The 19,574-nt window shown below is 73.0% G+C and carries 19 protein-coding genes and 1 tRNA gene; 9 read left to right on the top strand and 11 right to left on the bottom strand.

Going from position 1 to position 19,574, the window contains the following annotated elements:
• Position 1 precedes the first annotated feature (1 nt).
• The 6 genes from AMA02S_RS30900 to AMA02S_RS30925 form a co-directional block, all read right to left on the bottom strand.
• A complete protein-coding gene (locus tag AMA02S_RS30900) occupies positions 2 to 673 on the bottom strand; it encodes a hypothetical protein (protein ID WP_067465230.1) in 672 nt (223 codons plus the stop codon).
• Positions 670 to 1,002 (bottom strand): PadR family transcriptional regulator, encoded by a 333-nt coding sequence (locus AMA02S_RS30905; RefSeq protein WP_067465233.1) that lies wholly within the window; start codon positions 1,000 to 1,002, stop codon positions 670 to 672. Before AMA02S_RS30905 ends, AMA02S_RS30900 begins: the two co-directional genes overlap by 4 nt.
• A 10-nt stretch (positions 1,003 to 1,012) precedes the next feature.
• Positions 1,013 to 1,309 (bottom strand): hypothetical protein, encoded by a 297-nt coding sequence (locus AMA02S_RS30910; protein WP_157430916.1) that lies wholly within the window; start codon positions 1,307 to 1,309, stop codon positions 1,013 to 1,015.
• A 181-nt stretch (positions 1,310 to 1,490) separates the two neighbouring features.
• Positions 1,491 to 2,294, bottom strand: coding sequence for an SAM-dependent methyltransferase (locus AMA02S_RS30915; protein ID WP_067465239.1), 804 nt, complete (start codon positions 2,292 to 2,294; stop codon positions 1,491 to 1,493).
• A gap of 265 nt (positions 2,295 to 2,559) precedes the next feature.
• Positions 2,560 to 3,753: an RtcB family protein gene (locus tag AMA02S_RS30920; RefSeq protein ID WP_067465242.1), complete on the bottom strand. Its 1,194-nt coding sequence runs from the start codon at positions 3,751 to 3,753 to the stop codon at positions 2,560 to 2,562.
• An 89-nt stretch (positions 3,754 to 3,842) separates the two neighbouring features.
• Positions 3,843 to 5,537 (bottom strand): SelB domain-containing protein, encoded by a 1,695-nt coding sequence (locus tag AMA02S_RS30925; RefSeq protein WP_067465245.1) that lies wholly within the window; start codon positions 5,535 to 5,537, stop codon positions 3,843 to 3,845.
• 134 nt (positions 5,538 to 5,671) lie between these two features.
• Here AMA02S_RS30925 and AMA02S_RS42245 point away from each other — a divergent pair, with 134 nt between their 5' ends.
• Positions 5,672 to 5,971 carry a hypothetical protein gene (locus AMA02S_RS42245; protein ID WP_157430917.1) on the top strand — a complete coding sequence of 100 codons (300 nt, stop codon included), beginning with the start codon at positions 5,672 to 5,674 and terminating at the stop codon, positions 5,969 to 5,971.
• 84 nt (positions 5,972 to 6,055) lie between these two features.
• The gene (locus AMA02S_RS30930) at positions 6,056 to 7,945 is read left to right on the top strand and encodes a propionyl-CoA synthetase (protein WP_067465248.1); all 1,890 of its coding nucleotides are present in this window, start codon (positions 6,056 to 6,058) and stop codon (positions 7,943 to 7,945) included.
• On the opposite strand, the gene AMA02S_RS30935 is transcribed toward AMA02S_RS30930, so the two are convergent.
• Positions 7,942 to 8,211, bottom strand: coding sequence for a GlsB/YeaQ/YmgE family stress response membrane protein (locus AMA02S_RS30935; protein ID WP_067465251.1), 270 nt, complete (start codon positions 8,209 to 8,211; stop codon positions 7,942 to 7,944). The two genes, AMA02S_RS30930 and AMA02S_RS30935, sit on opposite strands and share 4 nt — an antisense overlap.
• A gap of 71 nt (positions 8,212 to 8,282) precedes the next feature.
• On the bottom strand, positions 8,283 to 9,275 hold the full coding sequence (gene selD, locus AMA02S_RS30940; RefSeq protein ID WP_067465254.1) for a selenide, water dikinase SelD: 993 nt from the start codon (positions 9,273 to 9,275) through the stop codon (positions 8,283 to 8,285).
• Between the two features lie 266 nt (positions 9,276 to 9,541).
• Between selD and AMA02S_RS30945 the strand changes: the two genes are divergently transcribed.
• Positions 9,542 to 9,637, top strand: a tRNA-Sec gene (locus AMA02S_RS30945).
• 27 nt (positions 9,638 to 9,664) lie between these two features.
• Here the strand turns inward: AMA02S_RS30945 and AMA02S_RS30950 are convergent.
• Complete coding sequence (locus AMA02S_RS30950; protein WP_067465258.1) at positions 9,665 to 10,603, bottom strand: AraC family transcriptional regulator; 939 nt, start codon at positions 10,601 to 10,603, stop codon at positions 9,665 to 9,667.
• Positions 10,604 to 10,683: 80 nt separating this feature from the next.
• On the opposite strand from AMA02S_RS30950, the gene AMA02S_RS30955 reads away from it, so the two are divergent.
• From AMA02S_RS30955 to AMA02S_RS30980, 6 genes are all read left to right on the top strand, one after another.
• Positions 10,684 to 11,526 carry an NAD(P)H-binding protein gene (locus AMA02S_RS30955; protein ID WP_067465261.1) on the top strand — a complete coding sequence of 281 codons (843 nt, stop codon included), beginning with the start codon at positions 10,684 to 10,686 and terminating at the stop codon, positions 11,524 to 11,526.
• Between the two features lie 50 nt (positions 11,527 to 11,576).
• Complete coding sequence (locus AMA02S_RS30960; protein WP_067465264.1) at positions 11,577 to 11,771, top strand: DUF3099 domain-containing protein; 195 nt, start codon at positions 11,577 to 11,579, stop codon at positions 11,769 to 11,771.
• A 49-nt stretch (positions 11,772 to 11,820) separates the two neighbouring features.
• A complete protein-coding gene (locus AMA02S_RS30965; protein ID WP_174551000.1) occupies positions 11,821 to 12,432 on the top strand; it encodes a trimeric intracellular cation channel family protein in 612 nt (203 codons plus the stop codon).
• Between the two features lie 53 nt (positions 12,433 to 12,485).
• Positions 12,486 to 13,298 carry a formate dehydrogenase accessory sulfurtransferase FdhD gene (fdhD, locus tag AMA02S_RS30970; RefSeq protein WP_067465269.1) on the top strand — a complete coding sequence of 271 codons (813 nt, stop codon included), beginning with the start codon at positions 12,486 to 12,488 and terminating at the stop codon, positions 13,296 to 13,298.
• A 108-nt stretch (positions 13,299 to 13,406) separates the two neighbouring features.
• Positions 13,407 to 15,167: an SDR family oxidoreductase gene (locus AMA02S_RS30975; protein WP_067465272.1), complete on the top strand. Its 1,761-nt coding sequence runs from the start codon at positions 13,407 to 13,409 to the stop codon at positions 15,165 to 15,167.
• Between the two features lie 28 nt (positions 15,168 to 15,195).
• Positions 15,196 to 16,821 (top strand): phytoene desaturase family protein, encoded by a 1,626-nt coding sequence (locus AMA02S_RS30980; RefSeq protein ID WP_067465274.1) that lies wholly within the window; start codon positions 15,196 to 15,198, stop codon positions 16,819 to 16,821.
• Positions 16,822 to 16,877: 56 nt separating this feature from the next.
• Here AMA02S_RS30980 and tcuA read toward each other — a convergent pair whose 3' ends face one another.
• Positions 16,878 to 18,377, bottom strand: a complete 1,500-nt coding sequence (tcuA, locus tag AMA02S_RS30985) for an FAD-dependent tricarballylate dehydrogenase TcuA (RefSeq protein ID WP_067465277.1) — start codon at positions 18,375 to 18,377, stop codon at positions 16,878 to 16,880.
• A 38-nt stretch (positions 18,378 to 18,415) separates the two neighbouring features.
• Positions 18,416 to 19,558, bottom strand: coding sequence for a zinc-binding dehydrogenase (locus AMA02S_RS30990; RefSeq protein ID WP_169806919.1), 1,143 nt, complete (start codon positions 19,556 to 19,558; stop codon positions 18,416 to 18,418).
• Between the last annotated feature and the right edge of the window lie 16 nt (positions 19,559 to 19,574).

A 19,574-nucleotide genomic window follows, 5' to 3' on the forward strand; every position in this document is an offset into this window, starting at 1 on the left:
CTCAGGCGCGTCCATGCGACATGGGGCGGCGGAGGACCCAGCTCTGCCGCGGTGCCCCGGCCAGCAAAGAGCACGCCTGCCGGGCCCGTGCGCGCCGGGAGGGCAACTCGGTGAGCAGCCCCACCCATTCCTCCCGGAACCGGGCTCGCTGCGTAACCGGCAGCGTGAGCACCGCCACCGCGACCAGCCGCTCCGACCCCCGCCCTAATCGCCGGGCGTCGGTCCTGCGGCCGGGCCACGTCGCGGCCACCGGCCCCGGCGCCATCAGGGTGAAGACCCGCTCGCACTCCCCCAGCGCCGCCACGGCCGCGTGCTCCGCCTGAAGCATCGTGCTCACGTCCGCCGCCACGTACACCGCACGCGCCGCGGTCGCCGCGCGTACCGCCGTGCGTGCCGCATCCGCCGCGCGGACGGCCGCGAAGGCCGCGTCCAGCGCACGCGGCGCACCCACCGCACGGGCCGCGGCGGCAGCCGCGTCCGCCGCCGCGTCCGCCGCGGTCGCCACGGCACGCGCTCTGGACGCCGCGTACACCGCCCCCACTCCGTCCGCCGAACCCGCCGCCGCACGCGCCGCCGCGTCCGCCGCGCTCACCGCGTCGGCCGCAGCACGCGCCGCGGGAAGGAGAGTGTCGGCGAAGTGGTCCGGTGCGGCCTGCTGCCGGTGGGGGTTCATGGGCTGGCTCCAGGAGTGCCGGGGCGCAGACTGCCCCACGGGACAGGTGTGGTGGCGCGGTTCTGGTGTGCCTTGGCCAGGGCGAGGCGGGCGGCCTGGGTTCCCTCAGGGGTGAGCTCGTAGTAGCGGCGGCGTGGGCGGCCCGTGTCCTCGTGCTCTGCGGCGTCCTCCCAGCGGGAGGCGATCCAGCCGCACTCCTCCAGCCGCGTGATGATCGGGTACACCGTGCCCGAGGGCAGGCCGGTGGCCTGCACCATCTCCAGTCCGTACCACTCGCGTGCCGGTTCCAGCAGGGCCTGGCGCAGCACCATCTGGGTCTGCAACGTCATCCGCGGGCCCTTAGCCACGCTTCCCACCCTCCGCACCGGCGAGCCCATGCCCTTCACCGCCCCGCGGGTCGCCGCGCCCGCCGACGATCTGCGCCTGGGAGCGGCGCATCCGGGTGTTGTGGTAGATCCCGTACAGCAATCCGATCACCGCGGTCCCCACGCCGACCGGCAGCCCGATGACCGGGAACACCATCGCCACGGCGGCCACGACGACCCCGACCATGACGATCACACCGACGACCAGGACATCAGTCGAGAAGAGCGCCCCACACCGCCTCTTGGGCCCGTCTCCGGCCGGTACGCTCATCGCCCTCGCACCCCCAGCATCGGATACTCGTACTCTACATAGCTGGAGCGCTGGGACAAGGGACCGAGGGCAACCCTGGCGGGAAAGTGAGCGTCCAATGGCCGGCCAGACCGGCTTGCGTCACATGGGCCTTCGCCGCTGCCCCGTCGCATGCGACAGGGCAGCGATCCTGCGGAGGCTGCTATGCCCTGGACGGACCCTTGCGGGCAACGCCGCCCACGCAGGCGACCTCGGGCGCCTCGCCCCAGGGAGTGCTTTCGGGCCGCCACTGTGTCACGGGCAGGACACCGGGCTCGACCACCTCCATGCCCTCGAAATAGCGGGCGATGTCCGCGGGGCTGCGGGGCGTGTAGGAGACCGCGCCGCTACCGGCGTTGTAGGCCCGGATGGCCTCCATGTAGGCCGGATCGGTGTCGGTGCCGTCGTAGATCGCCAGGTAACTGCCCTCCGGCAGGGCCGCCATCAGCTGCTTGACGATCGATCGGGCGAGGTCGTAGTCGTCCACCAACCCCAGGATGCCCATGAGCATGAGCGCCACCGGACGGGTGAGGTCGAGGGTCCTGGTGGCGTGGGCCAGGATGGCGTCGGGGTCGCGGACGTCCGCTTCGATGTAGTCGGTGGCGCCTTCGGAGCTGCTGGTCAGCAGCGCCCTGGCGTGCACCAGCACCAGCGGATCGTTGTCGACGTAAACGATGCGGGCGTCCGGTGCGATCCGCTGGGCGACCTCATGGGTGTTGTCCATCGTGGGCAGCCCGGTGCCGATATCGAGGAATTGTCGGATCCCCGCCTCCCCGGCCAGGTACCGCACCACTCGGATGAGCATGTGCCGGGAGTGGCGGGCCATGTCGACCATCCCCGGAAAGGTCGTGAAGACCTTCTCGCCCGCTTGCCGGTCGACGGGATAGTTGTCCTTCCCGCCGAGCAGGAAGTTCCAGACCCGCGCCGAATGCGGCACGGTGGTGTCGATCCTCGGGTTCGAACTCATGACTTCTCCTCGGATGCGAACACGTAAGAGGACCTTACCCCTCGTCGATGGCAATGCCTCTACCGGCCAGCACCAAAGCGTCGCCGTTAACGTGAACGTCCCTTCCCGCAGGATCACCGCGCGGCCGATCCAGCTCCGCAGCCACAGCCACGAGGGCGTCGAGATGATGGAGCCGTTCGACTAGCGCGGCAAGCTCGTGCAACCGGGCGCCCCCAGAGCTCCCGGGCGGGAGCTCTGGGGCGCCTTGAGGGCGTAGCTCCGAGAACTAGCCCTTGATGCAGATGAGCTGGCGGAGGTGGGCTACTACCTCTACCAGGTCGGACTGGGCCTCGATGACCGACTCCAGGTCCTTGTAGGCGGCGGGGATCTCGTCGATGATGCCGCTGTCCTTGCGGCATTCGACGCCCTGCGTCTGCTCGACCACGTCCTCCACGGTGAAGCTTCTGCGGGCCTTGGTGCGGCTCATCCGGCGGCCCGCGCCGTGCGAGGCCGAGTTGTAGGCGGTCTCGTTGCCGAGGCCGCGGACGATGTAGGTGCCGGTCGCCATCGAGCCGGGGATGATGCCGAGGTCGCCGGCGGCGGCGCGGATCGCGCCCTTGCGGGTGACGAGCAGTTCGACGCCGTCGTACTCCTCCTCCGCCACGTAATTGTGGTGGCAGGAGATGACCTCGCCCCAGCGGCAGCGGCCTTCTCCGAAGCGCTTGGTCACGACCTCCTGCGCGAGCGCCATCATGACCGCACGGTTGCGGCGCGCGTACTCCTGTGCCCAGAACAGGTCGTGCCGGTAGGCGTCCATCTTCGCGGTGCCACTGAGGAACACCGCGAGGTCGGCATCCGGGAGGTCCTGGTTGTGCGGGAGCCTGCGGGCGGCCTCGACGTGGTGTTCGGCGAGCTCGTTACCGATGTTGCGGGACCCCGAGTGCAGGACGAGCCAGATCGCGCCGTCGTCGTCCGCGCACAGCTCCAGGAAGTGGTTCCCGCCGCCGAGCGACCCCATCTGCTTGCGCGCGCGGCTGAGGCGCGCCTGCACGGCCGGGTGCAGGTCGTCGAACGCCTTCCAGAAGTCGTACCAGCCGCGCTCCTTCAGGTTCGAGAGCCCGGACGGGTCGACCGCCTGCCGGTGCGCGCCGCGGCCCACGGGGACCGCCTTCTCCAGCCGGTGCCGGATTCCGGCGAGGTCGTCGGGCATGTCGTCGAGGGTGAGGGACGACTTCGCCGCGGTCATCCCGCAGCCGATGTCGACGCCGACCGCGGCCGGGGACACCGCGTCCCGCATCGCGATCACCGAGCCGACCGTCGTGCCCTTGCCGTAGTGGACGTCCGGCATCACCGCCAGGCCCGCCACCCATGGCAGGGCGGAGACGTTGCGGAGCTGGTCGAGGGCGATGTCCTCGACGGTGTCGGGGTCGGCCCACATCCGGATGGGGACACGGCCGCCCTTGAGCGTCTGGAACGGCATGCCTTCTCCTCGGTGTGGGATCCGAACCGTGATCTATGACGCCAGAAACGGGGGGTGCGTTTCAAAGGGTTTTCCCGCGGGCGCGGACATCATGACCGGCGGCGTTCGGTGAATCCGAGCCCGTCCAGATGCCGCAGCAGGGCGACGGCGACGCGGCGGCTGGTCGCCAGCGCGTCGCCGGCCTGGCCTGGGGTGAACGGCTGGGGCAGCTCTGAGAGGATCCGCAGCGCCTCCCGGTCCGCGCCGGGCAACAGGACGACGCCGTCTGCGAGGCGCAGGACGGCGCCCGCGCGCTCGGCGGCGGCGAGGGCGCCGCCGGTGAGGCCGAGCTCGGCGAGGCGCTCGGCGCAGGGTGCCTCGAACGGTGCCCGCGCCAGATCGGCGCGGAGGCGGTCCACGGCGGCGGCGATGCCCGCCGATATGGCGGGGGCGGGGCCGTGGACGCGCCCGGCCCACAGGCGCAGCGGCGGTCGGACGAGCGCGGCGGTCAGCCGCCGGGTCGGCAGGCCGAGGCGCAGCCGGGCGGTCTCCAGCGAGACACCGGGGGCCAGCGGCCGATCGGCGGCATGCCGGGCCACCTCCTCGGCGAGGCGTCCGTGAAGCGACCGCCAGTACGCCGGGTCCGCGTACCAGTCGCCGTCCAGGGCGACCGCGTCCTTCGGCGGCGCGCAGCCCATCAGCTCGAGCTCGGACCGCCGGAGCAGGCCGTGCCGGCGCAGGACCACCGCGCCGCCAGGACGGTCCGGCCACGACGCCAGTTCCCGTGCACGCGCCGCCCCCGCGCCGCGGCGGACGAGGGTCGGCGGGCGGACGTCCAGCACGCTCACGCCGGCGACGGTGCGGCGGACGGGGTCGCGCAGCAGGCCGGTGTCACCGACGTGCAGCGCCAGCCGCGCGTTGAGGGTCAGCCGGGCCGTGTCGGGGCCGAGCGGACGCAGCCGCACCGCGACGGCGGCGGCGCCGATGTGCAGGGTCATCTGCCGCGCGAGCCGTCCGGCCGCCTCGCTGAAGCGGGTGCGGACGTCGACGCAGGTCGTGTGGGTCCAGCGGCCGGGGCTGACGACGGCGGTCACCGGGCCCCCGCCGCGCAGGGTCAGGGTGACCCGGGCGAAACCGCGTACCGAGCGGCGGGGCTCGCCGCCGCACTCGACCGTCTCGACCCGGGCGCGTTCGCCCGAGGGCACGAGGAGCAGCTCGTCGCCGGTCCGGATCGTCCCGGCGCCGAGCGTGCCGGTGACGACGGTGAACCCGCCGGCGCCGTCGGTGTGGTCGGCCCACAGCCGGACGGGGGCGTCCGGGACGGGGACCGGGACCCGGCCCTCCAGCCGGCCGAGGGCGGCCACCAGATCGTCGATGCCGGCTCGGGTGACGGTGCTGACGGCGACGGTCTCGATGCCGCGCAGCGAGGTCCCGGCGAGCCGCTCGCGGGCCTGGCGCAGCGCGAGCCTCGGGTCGGCGGCGTCGGACCGGGTGACGGCCAGGACGCCGTGCCGGACGCCGAAGGCGTCGAGCGCCGCCAGGTGCTCGCCGGACTGCGGGCGCCAGCCCTCGTCGGCGGCGACGGCGAACAGCACGGCGGGCGCCGCCCCCGCCGCGGCGAGCACGGCCGGGACGGACCGCTCGTCGCCGGGGGCGTCCACGAACGCGACCCGGCCGCCCGAGGGCAGGTCCGTCCAGGCGCGGCCGGGAGGCTGCCCGGGCTCCCCCGGGTCCATGCCGGTGAGGGCGCGTACGAGCGCCGACTTGCCGTGACCGGCATGGCCGGCGGTGGCGACTACTTGCATCGGCGACGTCCCCGGACGAGATGGGGGACGGCCCGGGGCGCCGCGGTGCGGGGGTTGTGCAGACGAAGGTCCACGGAAGGCAACCCTAAGGACGCTGGGCCGACAGGGAAACCCGATCGGGCTCACACTGCGAGATGGCAAATCTCACGAGGCGCCGCGATCCGGTGGTGACGGCGGGTCTTCGGCCTGGTCACGTCCCGTTCCTGGCCGCCGGGGGCGTCGAGTCGGTCGCGGTGCGCCTCGAAGTCGTCGAGCATCCGGTGGACGAGACCCACGAGCTGTTCGCGATCGCCGGGCCTACGAGCCGTGCTTCTGGATCGTCGCCGCCGGCGCGGTTTGGCCGCCCTGGTCGCCGTCGTGCACGGGCTGCGGCACCCGCGCCGCAGGCCCGGCTGACCATGGGCGCGGACGATCGTGACGGCGCGGGGCCTTGACGAACGGCACCCGCGCCGTGCCCTATAGGTGTGCGCCCCGAAATGCGGATTGGGGCCAGGGGAACCCGCACCGGGAGGAACGAAATGGGGGCCTACGCGGCCGCGTACGAGCGCAGCATCGCCGATCCGACCCGTTTCTGGGGGCTGGCCGCGCGGGACATCCGCTGGCTCGTCCCGCCCGACCGCGTCCTGGACGACGGGGCGCCGCCGTTCTACCGGTGGTTCACCGGCGGGGAGCTGAACACCTGCGACAACGCCCTGGACCGGCACGTGGAGGAGGGGCGCGGCGACCAGGCCGCGCTGATCTACGACAGTCCGGTCACCGGGACGGCTCGCACCTACACCTTCCACGAGCTGACCGACCTCGTCTCCCGGTTCGCCGGGGCGCTGCGCGCGCTGGGCGTCGACCGGGGCGACCGCGTGATCATCTACCTGCCGATGGTGCCCGAGGCCGTCGTGGCGATGCTGGCCTGCGCCCGCCTCGGCGCCGTCCACTCGGTGGTGTTCGGCGGGTTCGCGGCGCGGGAGCTGGCCGTCCGGATCGACGACGCTCGACCCAAGGCGGTCGTGTCGGCGTCCTGCGGTATCGAGGGCGGCCGGATCGTGCCCTACAAACCGCTGCTCGACAAGGCGCTCGAACTGGCCAAGCACAAGGTCGAACGGTGCGTCATCCGGCAGCGCGAGCAGCTGCACGCCGACCTCGTCCGGCCGCGGGACGTGGAGTGGGACGAGGCGGTCGCGGGCGCCGAGCCCGCCGAGTGCGTGCCGGTCGCGGCCACCGACCCCCTCTACATCCTGTACACGTCCGGGACGACCGGGCGGCCCAAGGGCGTCGTCCGCGACAACGGCGGGCACGCGGTGGCGCTGCGCTGGTCCATGGAGAACGTCTACGGGGTCGGCCCCGGCGACGTGTTCTGGGCCGCGTCCGATGTCGGCTGGGTCGTCGGGCACTCCTACATCGTGTACGCGCCGCTCCTCACCGGCTGCACGACCGTCCTGTACGAGGGCAAGCCGGTGGGCACGCCCGACGCGGGGGCGTTCTGGCGTGTCGCGGCCGAGCACCGGGTCAAGGCGCTGTTCGCCGCGCCGACCGCGATCCGGGCGATCAAGAAGGAGGATCCGGAGGGCGCCCTGCTGGCCGGGTACGACCTGTCCGCGCTGGACACGCTGTTCCTCGCCGGGGAGCGGACCGACCCCGACACCTACCGCTGGGCGTCCCGCGTCCTGGAGCGGCCCGTCGTCGACCACTGGTGGCAGACCGAGACGGGCTGGCCGATCGTGGCGAACCTGCGCGGCCTGGAGCCGATGCCGATCAAGGCCGGGTCCCCCTCGGTGCCGGTCCCCGGCTACGACGTGCGCGTCCTCGGTCCGGACGGCGCGTCCGTCCCGCCGGGCGAGGACGGCGACATCGCGCTGCGGCTCCCCCTGCCACCGGGCACCCTGCCGACCCTGTGGCAGGACGACGAGCGGTTCGTCGAGTCCTACCTCACCCGGCACCCGGGCCACTACCTGACCGGGGACGGCGGGCACATCGACGAGGACGGCTACGTGTGGGTCATGGGCCGCACCGACGACGTCATCAACGTGGCCGGGCACCGGCTGTCCACCGGGACGATGGAGGAGGTCATCGCCGCGCACCCCGCGGTCGCCGAGTGCGCGGTGATCGGCGTCCACGACGCGCTCAAGGGCCAGGTGCCCCGCGGGCTCGTCGTGCTGAAGAGCGGCGTGCTCGCCGAGGCGGACGAGCTGGCCGCCGAGCTGGTGCGGATGGTGCGCGACCAGGTCGGCCCCGTCGCGGCGCTCAAGGAGATCGCGGTCGTCCCGGCACTGCCGAAGACGCGGTCGGGCAAGATCTTGCGGGGCGTCATGCGCGGTATCGCCGACGGGCAGGAGGTCACCGTCCCGTCCACGATCGAGGACGCGGCCGTCCTGGACGGCCTCCGCCCGGTCCTGCGCCCGCCGGCGCGGGACTAGCGGGTCCCCGACTTCGGCCAGAATGCCGCCACGAGGTACACCCCGAGCGCGCCCAGCAGGATCTGGAAGACCGTCTCCCAGTAGTCCCAGCCGCGCCGCTCCAGCCCGAACAGGTGGGACAGCGCCGTCCCCGCGATGGCCGCGACGATGCCGACCACGACCAGCAGCCAGCCGGGCATGCTGCGCCGGTCCGGCATGATCAGCCGCCCGAGCACGCCGATGACGGCGCCCAGGACGATGGCGGCGGAGATCCCCCCGATGGTCATGCCGGCTCCTTCGATCGCGTCCGAAAGGTGACCTACCCGCTTCGCGATCATAGACACGACCTGCGAAGACGTCAGCGCACCCGGAGCGTGCGGCGGCCCCGGCCGACCAGTTCCCCGATCACCGGCGCGCCGGGCACCTCCCCCGCGACCAGCAGCCCGCCGGACGTCTGCGCGTCGGCCAGCAGCAGGCGTTCCTCCTCGGCGATCCGGCCGAAGTCGGTGTGCGGCGTCACCCACGCGAGGTTCCGCCTGGTCGCCCCGGGGACGAACCCGTCCCGGACGGCGGCGCGCGCCCCGTCCAGGTACTCCACCGCCTTGGCGTCCACGACCGCACTGACCCCGGCGGCCCGCGCCAGCTTGTAGAGGTGCCCGAGGAGCCCGAACCCGCTGACGCCGGTGGCGCAGCGGACGCCGCGCTCCAGCGCCGCCAGCGACGCGTCCGCGTTGAGCGCGGCCATCGTCTCGACCGCGTGCCCGAACACCTCGCCCGTCGCCTTGTGCCGGGCGTTGAGCACACCGAGTCCGAGCGGCTTGGTGAGCGAGAGCGGCACGCCGGGACGGCCCGCGTCCAGCCGCAGTAGCCGGTCGAGGTCGGCGATACCGGTCACGGCCAGGCCGTACTTGGGCTCGGGGTCGTCGGCGCCGTGGCCGTCGGTGACCGGGCAGCCGGCGAGCGCCGCCGTGTCCCGCCCGCCGCGCAGCACCTCGCGGGCCAACTCGGCCGGGAGCGCGTCCCGCGGCCAGCCGAGCAGGCTCAGCGCCATGAGCGGCTCACCGCCGACCGCGTAGACGGCGGAGAGGGCGTTCGCGGCGGCGACGCGTCCCCAGTCGTAGGCGTCGTCGACGACCGGCGGGAAGAAGGCGGCGGCGGACACCACGGCCCGGCCCTCCCCGACCCTCAGAACGGCCGCGTCGTCGCCGTCGTCGCCGCCGACGACCAGGGCGTCCCCACCGCCGGTGAGGCCGGCCACGACCCGTTCCAGCTCACCCGGGGGAATGGTGCTCGCGCAGCCCCCGCCGTGGGCGTACTGCGTGAGACGGGCAGGCGGGACGAGGCGGTTCACCCGGAGATTTACCCACAACCATTACAACTGATCAACAAACGGACGGTACGGACACGGTCACCCAGCGGCCTTCCCCTGCCCAGGCCTGCGGGAATCGCGCCGTCACCGTTGTCCGAACACGGTTCGACGTGAGGCGATTCTGACCTGCAAGTCACCACTTACCGTAGACCCCGTGGGCACCGCCCACCGCGCGGCACGGCGGCAGCCCCAGACCGGACGAGGGTACACGGACGCGATCGACGCCCTCGACAACTAAGATCGCCCACGGAGGCGTGCGAGCGCCTGGTGGCCTCCACGATCTTCAAAATCGATGGTCCCGAGGACCTCGGGACGGCGGGTTCGATCCCCGTACGCCTCCGCCACCACCTATTCGATCGCGAGGCTTGGCCTCATCCGGGTCGCCATTGCGGGGCTTCCTGGTTTCTGTGATCGCTGGGGCGCGTGCCGCGCAGGCGCTTGAACGCCACGCTCAGGGCGAAGGCGTTGGCGTATCCCACCTTCTTGGCGATCGTGTCCACCGTCTGGTCGGTCTCGCGCAGCAGGTCCGCGGCCAGGGCGATCCGCCAGCCTGCCAGGTAGGCCATCGGCGGTTCGCCGACCAGCGCGGTGAAACGCCGGGCCAGCGCCGCACGTGATACCCCCACCCTGGTCGCCAGGTCCGCCACCGTCCACGCGTGGGCGGGGGCGTCGTGCAGCAATCGCAGGGCGGCACCCACCACCGGGTCGTCCAGCGCGCGGCACCAGGCCGGGGCGTTGGTGTCGGGGTTGTCGAACCAGCTGCGCAGCGCGGAGACGAGCATCAGGTCCAGCAGGCGGTCCAGCACCAGCTGCTGTCCCGCCCGGTCGGTGATGACCTCACCGGCCACCATCTCCGTCAACGCGGACGGGCCGGCCGGGACGATCAGCACGGCGGGCAGGGCCCGCAGGAGCCGCTCGCTGAGCTCTCCCCGGCGCTCGAAGGCCCCGCTGAGGAGCACGGCGGACCCGTCGACAAGCGTGCCGCAGGTTCGGGCGGGGCCGGAGGCGGGCTCAAGGCCCTCGACCGTCGGGCAGTAGTCGGCGCTGGTGACCACCAATGCGGGTGTTGTCGCGGGGTCGTCGGCCACCGTATAGGGCACATCGCCGCGGATGACGGCGATTTCGCCGGGCTCGATGCGCACCGGCACGTGATCGTCGGGGACGATCCAGGCATGGCCGCGCAGCATCGTGGCCAGCGTCAGCGGGGCGCCGCTGGCCATCCGCAGGGCCCAGGGAGGCCGCATGATCGCCTGCCGGAAGACCGCGCCGCGCGCCCGAACCCCTGCCAACAGATCCGACATCGCGTCCACGACCGCAGTGTAGACGCTCAGACATCAAAGGGAGCTCTACAGCCATGGAGCGTCTCGCGGCTCGCCGGTTGACTGGGGGCATGGCTGATTCAATTCTGGTGACCGGGGCGACCGGCAAGTCCGGGCGCCGCGTCGTCGACCAACTGCGGGCCCAGGGACTCCCGGTTCGCGCGGCGGCGCGGGGCGGCGAGCACACCTTCGACTGGACCGACCCGGGCACCTGGGACGCCGCCTTGGAAGGCATGCGGTCCGCCTACATCGTGCAACTGGACGGCACCAAGCTTGTCCGCCCGTTCATCGAACGGGCGGTGCGGCATGGGGTGCGGCGGATCGTGCTGGCCTCGGGGCGCGGGATCGACGTGCCGGGCTACGCGAAGGACAGCGGCGGTGTCCTGGAGGGCATCATCGACAGCGAGGCCGCCGTGCGGGACAGCGGTCTGGAGTGGACGATCAGCAGGCCGGGCTGGTTCGCGCAGAACTTCAGCGAAGGCTTCTTCGCCGACGCCATCCGGACCGGGGAGTTGCGGTTGCCCGCCGGCGATGGGGCCGCCAGCTTCGTCGATGCCGAGGACATCGCCGCGGTGGTCGTCGCCGCGCTGACCGAGGACCGGCACGCGGGGCAGATCTACGAGGTGTCCGGCCCTCGGGCGGTGACGCTGAGCGAGGCGGTCGCCACGATCTCCGAGGCCGCCGGCCGGGAGATCCGGTACGTGCCGCTCTCCGCCGGGGAGTATGTCGCCGAACTCGTTGCGCAGGGGGTGCCGGCCCCGGACGCCGAAGCCTTCGCGGACGTCATCGAGCCGCTCAGGGAGGGCAGGGACGCGTACGTCTCCGACGGGGTGCGGCGTGCGCTCGGTCGCCCACCGCGCACCTTCGCCGAGTTCGCCGAATCCACCGCCGCCGCAGGCGGATGGCCGGCCTGACCACCGGACGCCCCACGTCCGGGGCCGGGCGCGCGGCGTAGCGTGGGGGGATGAGGCGGCGCAAGATGGTGTACGGGATCATGATGGGGGTGTGCCTCACGCTCTTCGTGCTCGCCTGGGCGGTCGTCCGCCGGTTCTCGCCGCCCGCGGCCGTCGCGATGTCGGTGGTGGCGGCGGTGATCCCGCCGTTCGCCGCGGTGGTGGCCAACTGGAACATCGATCGGACGGACCGGCGCGACAGGTGAGCGCCGGGCAGGCCCCGGCGCGCGGGGGCGCGGTGTGACGGGGCCCGGGGTGGCCGGGGCTCTGGACCTGGCGGGGATCTTCGTTTTCGCCGTGTCCGGCGGGCTGGCGGCGGTGCGGCAGCGGCTGGACGTCGTCGGGATGGTGGTGCTCGCGGAGATCACCGCGCTCGGCGGCGGGATCCTGCGGGATCTGCTGATCGGGGCGGTGCCGCCGGCCGCGTTCACGAGCCTCGGCTACGTGCTGGTGCCGCTGTCGGCGTCGGTGCTGGTGTTCTTCTGGCATCCGCAGGTGACACGGCTGTTGCCGGCGGTGCTGCTGTTCGACGCGGCGGGGCTCGGGCTGTTCTGCGTCACGGGGACGCTGAAGGCGCTGGAGCACGGGCTGTCGCCACTGCACTCGGTGCTGCTCGGCGTGGTCACCGCGGTCGGCGGCGGTGTCCTGCGGGACATGCTGAGCGGGCAGATCCCCTCGGTGCTGTACGACCGGCAGTTGTACGCGCTGCCCGCGATGCTGGGAGCGGCGGTGATGGCGGTCGCCTACACCGCCGACCTGCACGGCGGTGTCGTCACCGCGGGCGCCGCGGTGCTGGCATCGGGGCTGCGGCTGATGGCGATGCGGTACGGCTGGCGCGCGCCGCGTCCCCGCGGCGTCCCGGACTAGGACGGACCAGGGCATTTCGTCTCCTCCAGGTTCCGGGGGGTAACGTCACGGTCATGGGGCGGATCACCGTGCGCAGGCCAGTGCTGAGGCTGAGCACCACCGGAACGCGGGGGCGGCGGCCAGACACGCTGGCCGTCGAGGAGCCATTGGAGATCCGGGTGGCGGGCAAGCCGCTCACGATCACGATGCGGACGCCCGGGCACGACTTCGACCTCGTCGCGGGATTCCTGGCGGCCGAGGGGATCATCGGGGGCGCCGATGACCTGACGGCGATGCGCTACTGCGCCGACACCGAGGAGCAGAACACCCTCGACGTGACGCTGGCGCCCGGGGTGGCGCCGCCGGACGACTCGATGACGCGCGCGTTCACCACGACCAGTGCCTGTGGTGTCTGCGGGAAGTCGAGCATCGAGGCGCTGCGAGCCGAGCGGCCCTACCCGGTGGCGGACGACCCGGTGCGGCTGACACCCGCGGTCCTGGCGTCGCTGCCGGAACGGCTGAGGGAGGCGCAGCGGGTCTTCGATCGGACGGGCGGGCTGCACGCGGCCGGGCTGTTCGACGCCGCGGGCGCGCTGCTCGCCGTCCGGGAGGACGTCGGGCGGCACAACGCGGTCGACAAGGTGGTGGGGTGGGCACTGCGCGAGGGGCTGCTCCCCCTCGGCGGGCGGGTCCTGATGGTGAGCGGGCGGGCGTCGTTCGAGCTGACGCAGAAGGCGATGACGGCGGGGATCCCGGTGCTGGCGGCGGTGTCGGCGCCGTCGTCCCTGGCGGTGGATCTCGCCGAGGACGCCGGGATGACGCTGGTGGGGTTCCTGCGCGGAGAGACGATGAACGTCTACGCGGGCGCGGAGCGCATCGCCACCTGAGCACGGACCAGTGGTGCGCGTCACCTTGACCTGTCACCCCTCCGGGCGGTTAATTAACACCGTGTCCAATAACTGTGTGCTCGCCCGCGCCCGCTCCCGGAGGGCGGCATGAGCGCGGCGAAGACCGTACGGTGGGTTCGAGGCGACGGGGTGGACCTCGCCGTGTACGAGCAGGGCGACCGGTCGCGGCCGACCGTCCTGCTCGTCCACGGCTATCCCGACACCCACGCGGTGTGGGACGAGGTGGCCGAGCGGCTCGCGGACCGTTACCACGTCGTCCGGTACGACGTGCGCGGTGCCGGGGCCTCGTCCCGGCCGTACGGGCGCGAAAAATACGCCTTCGACCATCTGATAGCCGACATGCGGGCGGTGCTGGACGCCGCCGCGCCCGGCCGCCGGGTGCACCTGGTGGGGCATGACTGGGGCTCAATCCAGGCGTGGGAGGCGGTCTGCACGATGGCGGAGCGATTCGCCTCCTTCACCTCCATCTCCGGCCCCTGCCTGGACCACGTGGCGCGCTGGACGCGGCGCGGGCTGGCCCGCCCGACCCCGGCCAACCTGAAGCGGGCGGCGGGACAAGGCGTCCGGTCCTGGTACATCTACCTCTTCCAGACACCGGTGCTGCCCGAGCTGCTGTGGCGCGCCGGGCTGTCCGGGCCGTTCACGCGGGCCCTGGAACGGGGCGAGGGCGTCCCCGCCCGCGACGGGCATCCGGCCAGGACGATGCCGCGCGACGGCGCGGCCGGCGTCGGGCTCTACCGGGCGAACATGCTGCGGCGGCTGCGCAGGCCGCGCGACCGCCGGACGGACGTCCCCACGCAGGTCGTCGTCCCGACCCGGGACCTGTTCGTCTCGCCGCACCTCGTGGGCGGGCTGTCGGAGCACGTCCCGAACCTGTCGCTGCGCCCGATCGTCGCCGGGCACTGGGTGCCGCGCAGCCACCCGGACGTCATCGCGCGCTGGGTGGCCGAGCACATCACCGGCGTGGAGGGCGGGCCGCTCACCGCCGCCCAGACCAGGGCGCTGCGCCGCGCCAAGGTCGGGCGGGGACGCCGCCCCTTCGAGGGATCGCTGGTCGTCGTGACGGGCGCGGGCAGCGGCATCGGCCGTGCCACCGCGCTGGCGTTCGCCGGGCGCGGCGCGGAGGTCGTCGCCGCCGACCTCGATCTCGGCACGGCGCGGCGCACCGCCGAGCTGGCCGGCCTCGCAGGGACGCCCGGCCACGCCTTCCAGGTGGACGTGTCCGACGCGACCGCGATGGAGGATTTCGCCGTGTCCGTCCTGCATCGGCACGGCGTCCCGGACGTCGTGGTCAACAACGCCGGGATCGGGGTGGCGGGAGCCTTCCTCGACCACACCGCCGACGACTGGCGCAGGGTCCTGGACGTCAACCTGTGGGGCGTGATCCACGGTTCCCGGCTGTTCGCCGCGCGAATGGCGGAGCAGGGGCAGGGCGGCCACATCGTCAACACGTCATCGGCCGCCGCGTTCACCCCGTCCCGGACCCTGCCCGCCTACGCCACCAGCAAGGCCGCGGTGCTGATGCTGTCGGAGTGCCTGCGCGCCGAACTGAGGGGCAAGGGCATCGGGGTCAGCGCGATCTGCCCGGGCATCGTCGACACCAACATCACGCGGACGTCTCGGTTCGTCGGCGCCGACGACGCGCAGGAGGCGCGCAGCAGGGAGCGCGCCGCCCGCGCCTACGCGCGCCGCGGCTTCGGCCCGCAGGAGGTGGCGGACCAAATCGTCGCCGCCGTCCGGGACGACAAGGCTCTGGTCCCGGTCACGCCGGAGGCCCGCCTCGCCTACCTGGCCTCGCGCGTGTCGCCGCGCGCGATGCGGCTGCTGGCCCGCCTCGACGTCGGCTGAGGCGGGCCCGGCCCCTAAGCTGATCGGTATGGCGGACGCGGTGGTCATCGGAGCCGGGCCCAACGGGCTGGTCGCGGCCAACATGCTCGCCGACGCGGGCTGGGACGTGCAGGTCCTGGAGGCGCAGCCAGAGCCCGGCGGGGCGGTGCGCAGCGACCGGGGCGTGCACCCGGACTACGTCAGCGACCTGTGCAGCGCCTTCTACCCGCTCGGCGTGGCGTCCCCGGCCATGCGGGCGCTCGACCTGGAACGACACGGGCTGCGGTGGAGGCACGCCCCGGCCGTCCTCGCCCACCCGCTACCGGACGGCCGCTGCGCCGTCCTGGAACGTGACCCGCGGGCGACCGCCGAGGGCCTCGACGCGCTCGGGGACGGGGACGGGGAGGCGTGGCTGCGGCTGTACGGGCTGTGGGAGGAGATGGGCGAGGCGCTGCTGCGGGCCCTGTTCAGCCCGTTCCCGCCCGTCCGGGCGGCGCTGCCGCTGGTCACGGCGGCGCGGCGGGCCGGCGGGTTGCGCGTCCTGCGGACGCTGGCGATGCCGGTGCGCGGTCTGGGCGAGCAGGAGTTCACCGGGCCGGGCGGACCGCTGCTGCTCGCGGGCTCGGCCCTGCACACCGACGTGTTCCCCGAGACGACGGGCGGCTCGGGGTTCGGGTGGCTGCTGGCGATGGCCGGGCAGCGGGACGGCTGGCCGGTGCCCGAGGGGGGCGCGGGCGCGCTGACGGCGGCGCTCGTCCGGCGGCTGGAGGCACGGGGCGGGCGGGTCCGCTGCGGGACCGAGGTCACCTCGATCGTCGTCCGCAACGGGCGCGCGTTGGGCGTGCGCACCGCATCCGGGGAGGCGGTGCGGGGCGCGAGGGCGGTACTGGCCGACGTGTCGGCGCCCGCGCTCTACGGCGGCCTGGTGGACTGGTCGGACGTGCCCTCCCGTGATCGTCCGGGTCTCCGCGCGGACATGCGGCGCTTCGACTGGGACCACGCGACGTTCAAGGTCGACTGGGCGCTGTCCGGCCCGATCCCCTGGGCGTCCCCCGGCGCCGGACGGGCCGGGACCGTGCACCTGTCCCCCGGGATGGACGCGCTCACCGAGTACAGCGCGCAGCTCGCGACCAGGCACGTCCCGTCCGAGCCGTTCGCGCTGCTCGGTCAGATGACCACCGCCGATCCGACCCGCTCCCCCGCGGGCACCGAGTCGGTCTGGGCGTACACGCACGTCCCCCACCGGGTCAGGGGCGACGCCGGCCCGGACGGGATCACCGGCGCCTGGGACGAGCGGGAGCGCGACGCCATGGCCGGCCGGATCGAGGCCGCCCTCGAACGCCTGGCGCCCGGCTTCCGCGACCGCGTCGTGGACCGGCGGATCATCGCGCCGCCCGCGTTCGGCCAGCACGACGCCAACCTGCGCAACGGCGCCCTGAACGGTGGCACCGCGCTGGCACACCAGCAGCTCTTCCTGCGCCCCGTCCCGGGCCTCGGGCGGGCCGAGACGCCGGTCGCCGGGCTCTTCCTGGCGTCGGCGTCGGCGCATCCCGGCGGCGGGGTGCACGGGGCGTGCGGCGCCAACGCGGCCCGCGCCGCGCTGGCCCACGACGGCCCCGCCGGCCGCCTCGTCCTCACACCGGGCCTGGCTGCGCTACGCCGCCTGCTGACCTAGCGACGTCTGGACGCCGGCCACGGGCAGGTCCCGGGCAGGTCCCGTGGGTAGCGCCTCTAGGCGATGCTTCCCGCGCGGCGGCCGAACACCGAGCCCGCCGCGAGCCCGGACCCTCCGGGGTAGTTCCCGCTGAACAGGCCGCCGAGCATCTCCCCGCAGACCAGCAGCCCGGGGATGGGGTTTCCGCGTTCCGAGAGGACTCGGCCATGGGTATCGGAACCGAGCCCGCCGAACGTGAAGGTGATACCGCAGGTGACCGGGTAGGCGTAGAACGGGCCGGTCTCGATCGGTGAGGCCCAGTTGCTCTTCGGCGGCTCGACACGGGCCGCGCGTCCGTCCAGCACATTCGGGTCCAGCGTGATCGATCTGTCGATCGAGGCGTTGAATTCCGAGACGGTCCTGCCGAGTCTCTCCGCGTCGACGCCCATCTTCTCGGCCAGGCTCTCGATCGTGGCGGCTTCGAACACCGAGACGCCGGGCATGTCGTATTCCTCGGTGCGCAACATCGGCCGGAGGGTGGCGTCGAAGAGCTGGTAGGCGATCGAATCGGGCTGCGCCAAGATCTCACGCCCGTATTTCGCGTAGGTGTAGTTACGGAAGTCGGCGCCTTCGTCGAGGAAACGGTCGCCGCGATTGTTGACCACGATGCCCAGCGGATACGACTGTCGCGTGAGCCTGTTGGTCAACGCCCGGTTGCTCTCGTTGTGGTCGGCCAGGGCGTCCCATGCGGTGCTGTGACAGGTGCTCCAGTCGCCGCCGCGGCGGGCGCCGATCGCCAGGGCCGCTTCCAGCAGGGTGCCGGTGTTGCAGGGCGTCCCGCGCACCTTGGCGTTCTCCCATCCGGGACCGAGGTGCTTCCTCCTCATCTGCGCGGATGACTCGAAACCGCCGGCCGCCAGGATCGTGCTCTGTGCCCTCACCTCCCCGGCACGTCCCTCTGTGGTGCGGTACCGCACGCCGACGACGGCGCCTGCGGCGATGATGAGGTCCTCGACGACGTGGCCGTAGCGGATCATCACGCCTTCCTCGACGGCGACACGGGTGTGGTCCGCCATCAGCCCTTCACCCCCACCGGTGTTCCCGATGTGGAGTCCGCCCCAGAAGAGGTAGCTGCCATCGGGACGTTCATACGCCTGCCGTTCGTACATCAGGCGGTACCGCAGGCCGCGTCCGTTGAGCCACCGCAGAGTCTCCAGGCTCTCCTCGACCAGGACCTTCGTCAGATCGGGGTCGTTGCGGCCGTCGGTGACCTTGGCCAGGTCCGCGGCGTACTGCTCGGCCGGGTACGGCGGCACCACGGTGACCGCATGCCGTTCGTCGGGATCGACGATGTCTGCGATGTCCGCGAACCCGTTGTGGGCGATGCGCGTCGCACCGGCCGTGTAGTAGCTGTTTCCACCGGCGGCGTGCTCCTCGGCCTTCTCGAGCAGGACGACGGCGCGGCCCCGGGCGATCGCGGCGTGTGCGGCGGTGAAGCCGGCGTTGCCTCCGCCCACCACGAGCACCTCGGTGTGGAGGGTCGGAAGGTCGCCGGAATCGGGTGTTTCGGTGGGCACGTGTGACTCCTGGAATCCGTTGCGGGCAGAGCGGACGGTCAGTACTCGATGAGGGCCCTGCCGGTGACGGTGCCCGACGCGACGGCGTCGTAGGCGGCCTCGGCCCGGTCGAACGGGAAGCGCGCCGAGACGAGCAGTACCGGATCGAGCGCGCCGTCACGTACGGCTTCGAGCAGCTTCGGCATGTCCTCCCCCGGAACCGCGGCGTAGGACCCGACGAGGGTGATCTTGTTGCGCACGAACCCGTTCAGGTTCTCGATCCGGCCGGGCCCCCCGGTTCCGGCGAGACCGGAGACGACCACGGTGCCGCCTATCCCGACGATGTCGAGGGCCTGCGAGATCGTTCCCGGAGTGCCGATGGTGTCGAACACGACGTCGATCGGCGCTCCCCCGGCACGTTCACCGACCTTGGCGGCGAAGTCCTTCTCGTCGGCGTGCACGGTGCCGGTCGCGCCGAATCCCGTCGCCGCGGCGAGCGACTCGTCCCGCACGTCGCTGACCGTGACGGTGTTCGCGCCGGCGTGCCTGGCGAGGGCGACCGTGCACAGGCCGACGCCGCCGGCCGCGAGGACGACGACGTTGGCACCCGGCCGCACCTTCGCCGCCCGGTTCACCGCGCCGTAGGCGGTCAGCCCCGCGCACCCGAGCACGGCGACGTCGGTGAGGGGGATCGTCTCGGGCCACCCGCCCGGCAGCGGGAACACCGCTCCCGCCGGCAGCGCGACCATTCCGACGAGCCCGCCGACGCCCGACGCGCGCAGCGGGGTGCCGTCGAGTTCGTAGTACCTGGGCGTTCCGTCGTAGCGGAGCCCCTTCGCCTGCATCATCGTCCGGAACGGGCCGCAGTTGTCCTCGGCGCCGGACCGGCACGCCGCGCACGCACCGCACGGTACGAGGAACGTGCAGGCGACGCGGTCACCGGGTCGCACATGGTCCACGCCGGCCCCGACGGTGTGGACCACGCCCGCCACCTCGTGTCCGAAGATGTTCGGAGCCGCGACCGTGCCGTGCCCCTGAAGCTTGTGGACGTCGCTGTGGCACGCGCCGCAGGCGGCGACCTCGATCAGCACCTCCCGCGGACCGGGGCCGGTGACCCGAACCTCCTCGATGCGCAGGCCCGAGCCGACGCCGTGGAAGACCGCCGCCCGGCTGGTCCGCGTCGCGATCGTGTCAGGGGTCATCGTCGTGCTCCTGTCC

It is taken from the genome of Actinomadura macra NBRC 14102, assembly GCF_001552215.1.
In the GTDB taxonomy this organism is placed as follows: Bacteria; Actinomycetota; Actinomycetes; order Streptosporangiales; family Streptosporangiaceae; genus Spirillospora; species Spirillospora macra.

Excerpts from the sequence above, each read along its gene's own strand:
- AMA02S_RS30900 (WP_067465230.1), bottom strand. The coding sequence starts at position 673 with ATGAACCCCCACCGGCAGCAGGCCGCACCGGACCACTTCGCCGACACT.
- AMA02S_RS30905 (WP_067465233.1), bottom strand. The coding sequence starts at position 1,002 with ATGACGTTGCAGACCCAGATGGTGCTGCGCCAGGCCCTGCTGGAACCG.
- AMA02S_RS30910 (WP_157430916.1), bottom strand. The coding sequence starts at position 1,309 with ATGAGCGTACCGGCCGGAGACGGGCCCAAGAGGCGGTGTGGGGCGCTC.
- AMA02S_RS30915 (WP_067465239.1), bottom strand. The coding sequence starts at position 2,294 with ATGAGTTCGAACCCGAGGATCGACACCACCGTGCCGCATTCGGCGCGG.
- AMA02S_RS30920 (WP_067465242.1), bottom strand. The coding sequence starts at position 3,753 with ATGCCGTTCCAGACGCTCAAGGGCGGCCGTGTCCCCATCCGGATGTGG.
- AMA02S_RS30925 (WP_067465245.1), bottom strand. The coding sequence starts at position 5,537 with ATGCAAGTAGTCGCCACCGCCGGCCATGCCGGTCACGGCAAGTCGGCG.
- AMA02S_RS42245 (WP_157430917.1), top strand. The coding sequence starts at position 5,672 with ATGGCAAATCTCACGAGGCGCCGCGATCCGGTGGTGACGGCGGGTCTT.
- AMA02S_RS30930 (WP_067465248.1), top strand. The coding sequence starts at position 6,056 with ATGGGGGCCTACGCGGCCGCGTACGAGCGCAGCATCGCCGATCCGACC.
- AMA02S_RS30935 (WP_067465251.1), bottom strand. The coding sequence starts at position 8,211 with ATGACCATCGGGGGGATCTCCGCCGCCATCGTCCTGGGCGCCGTCATC.
- AMA02S_RS30955 (WP_067465261.1), top strand. The coding sequence starts at position 10,684 with ATGGCTGATTCAATTCTGGTGACCGGGGCGACCGGCAAGTCCGGGCGC.
- AMA02S_RS30960 (WP_067465264.1), top strand. The coding sequence starts at position 11,577 with ATGAGGCGGCGCAAGATGGTGTACGGGATCATGATGGGGGTGTGCCTC.
- fdhD (WP_067465269.1), top strand. The coding sequence starts at position 12,486 with ATGGGGCGGATCACCGTGCGCAGGCCAGTGCTGAGGCTGAGCACCACC.
- AMA02S_RS30975 (WP_067465272.1), top strand. The coding sequence starts at position 13,407 with ATGAGCGCGGCGAAGACCGTACGGTGGGTTCGAGGCGACGGGGTGGAC.
- AMA02S_RS30980 (WP_067465274.1), top strand. The coding sequence starts at position 15,196 with ATGGCGGACGCGGTGGTCATCGGAGCCGGGCCCAACGGGCTGGTCGCG.
- AMA02S_RS30990 (WP_169806919.1), bottom strand. The coding sequence starts at position 19,558 with ATGACCCCTGACACGATCGCGACGCGGACCAGCCGGGCGGCGGTCTTC.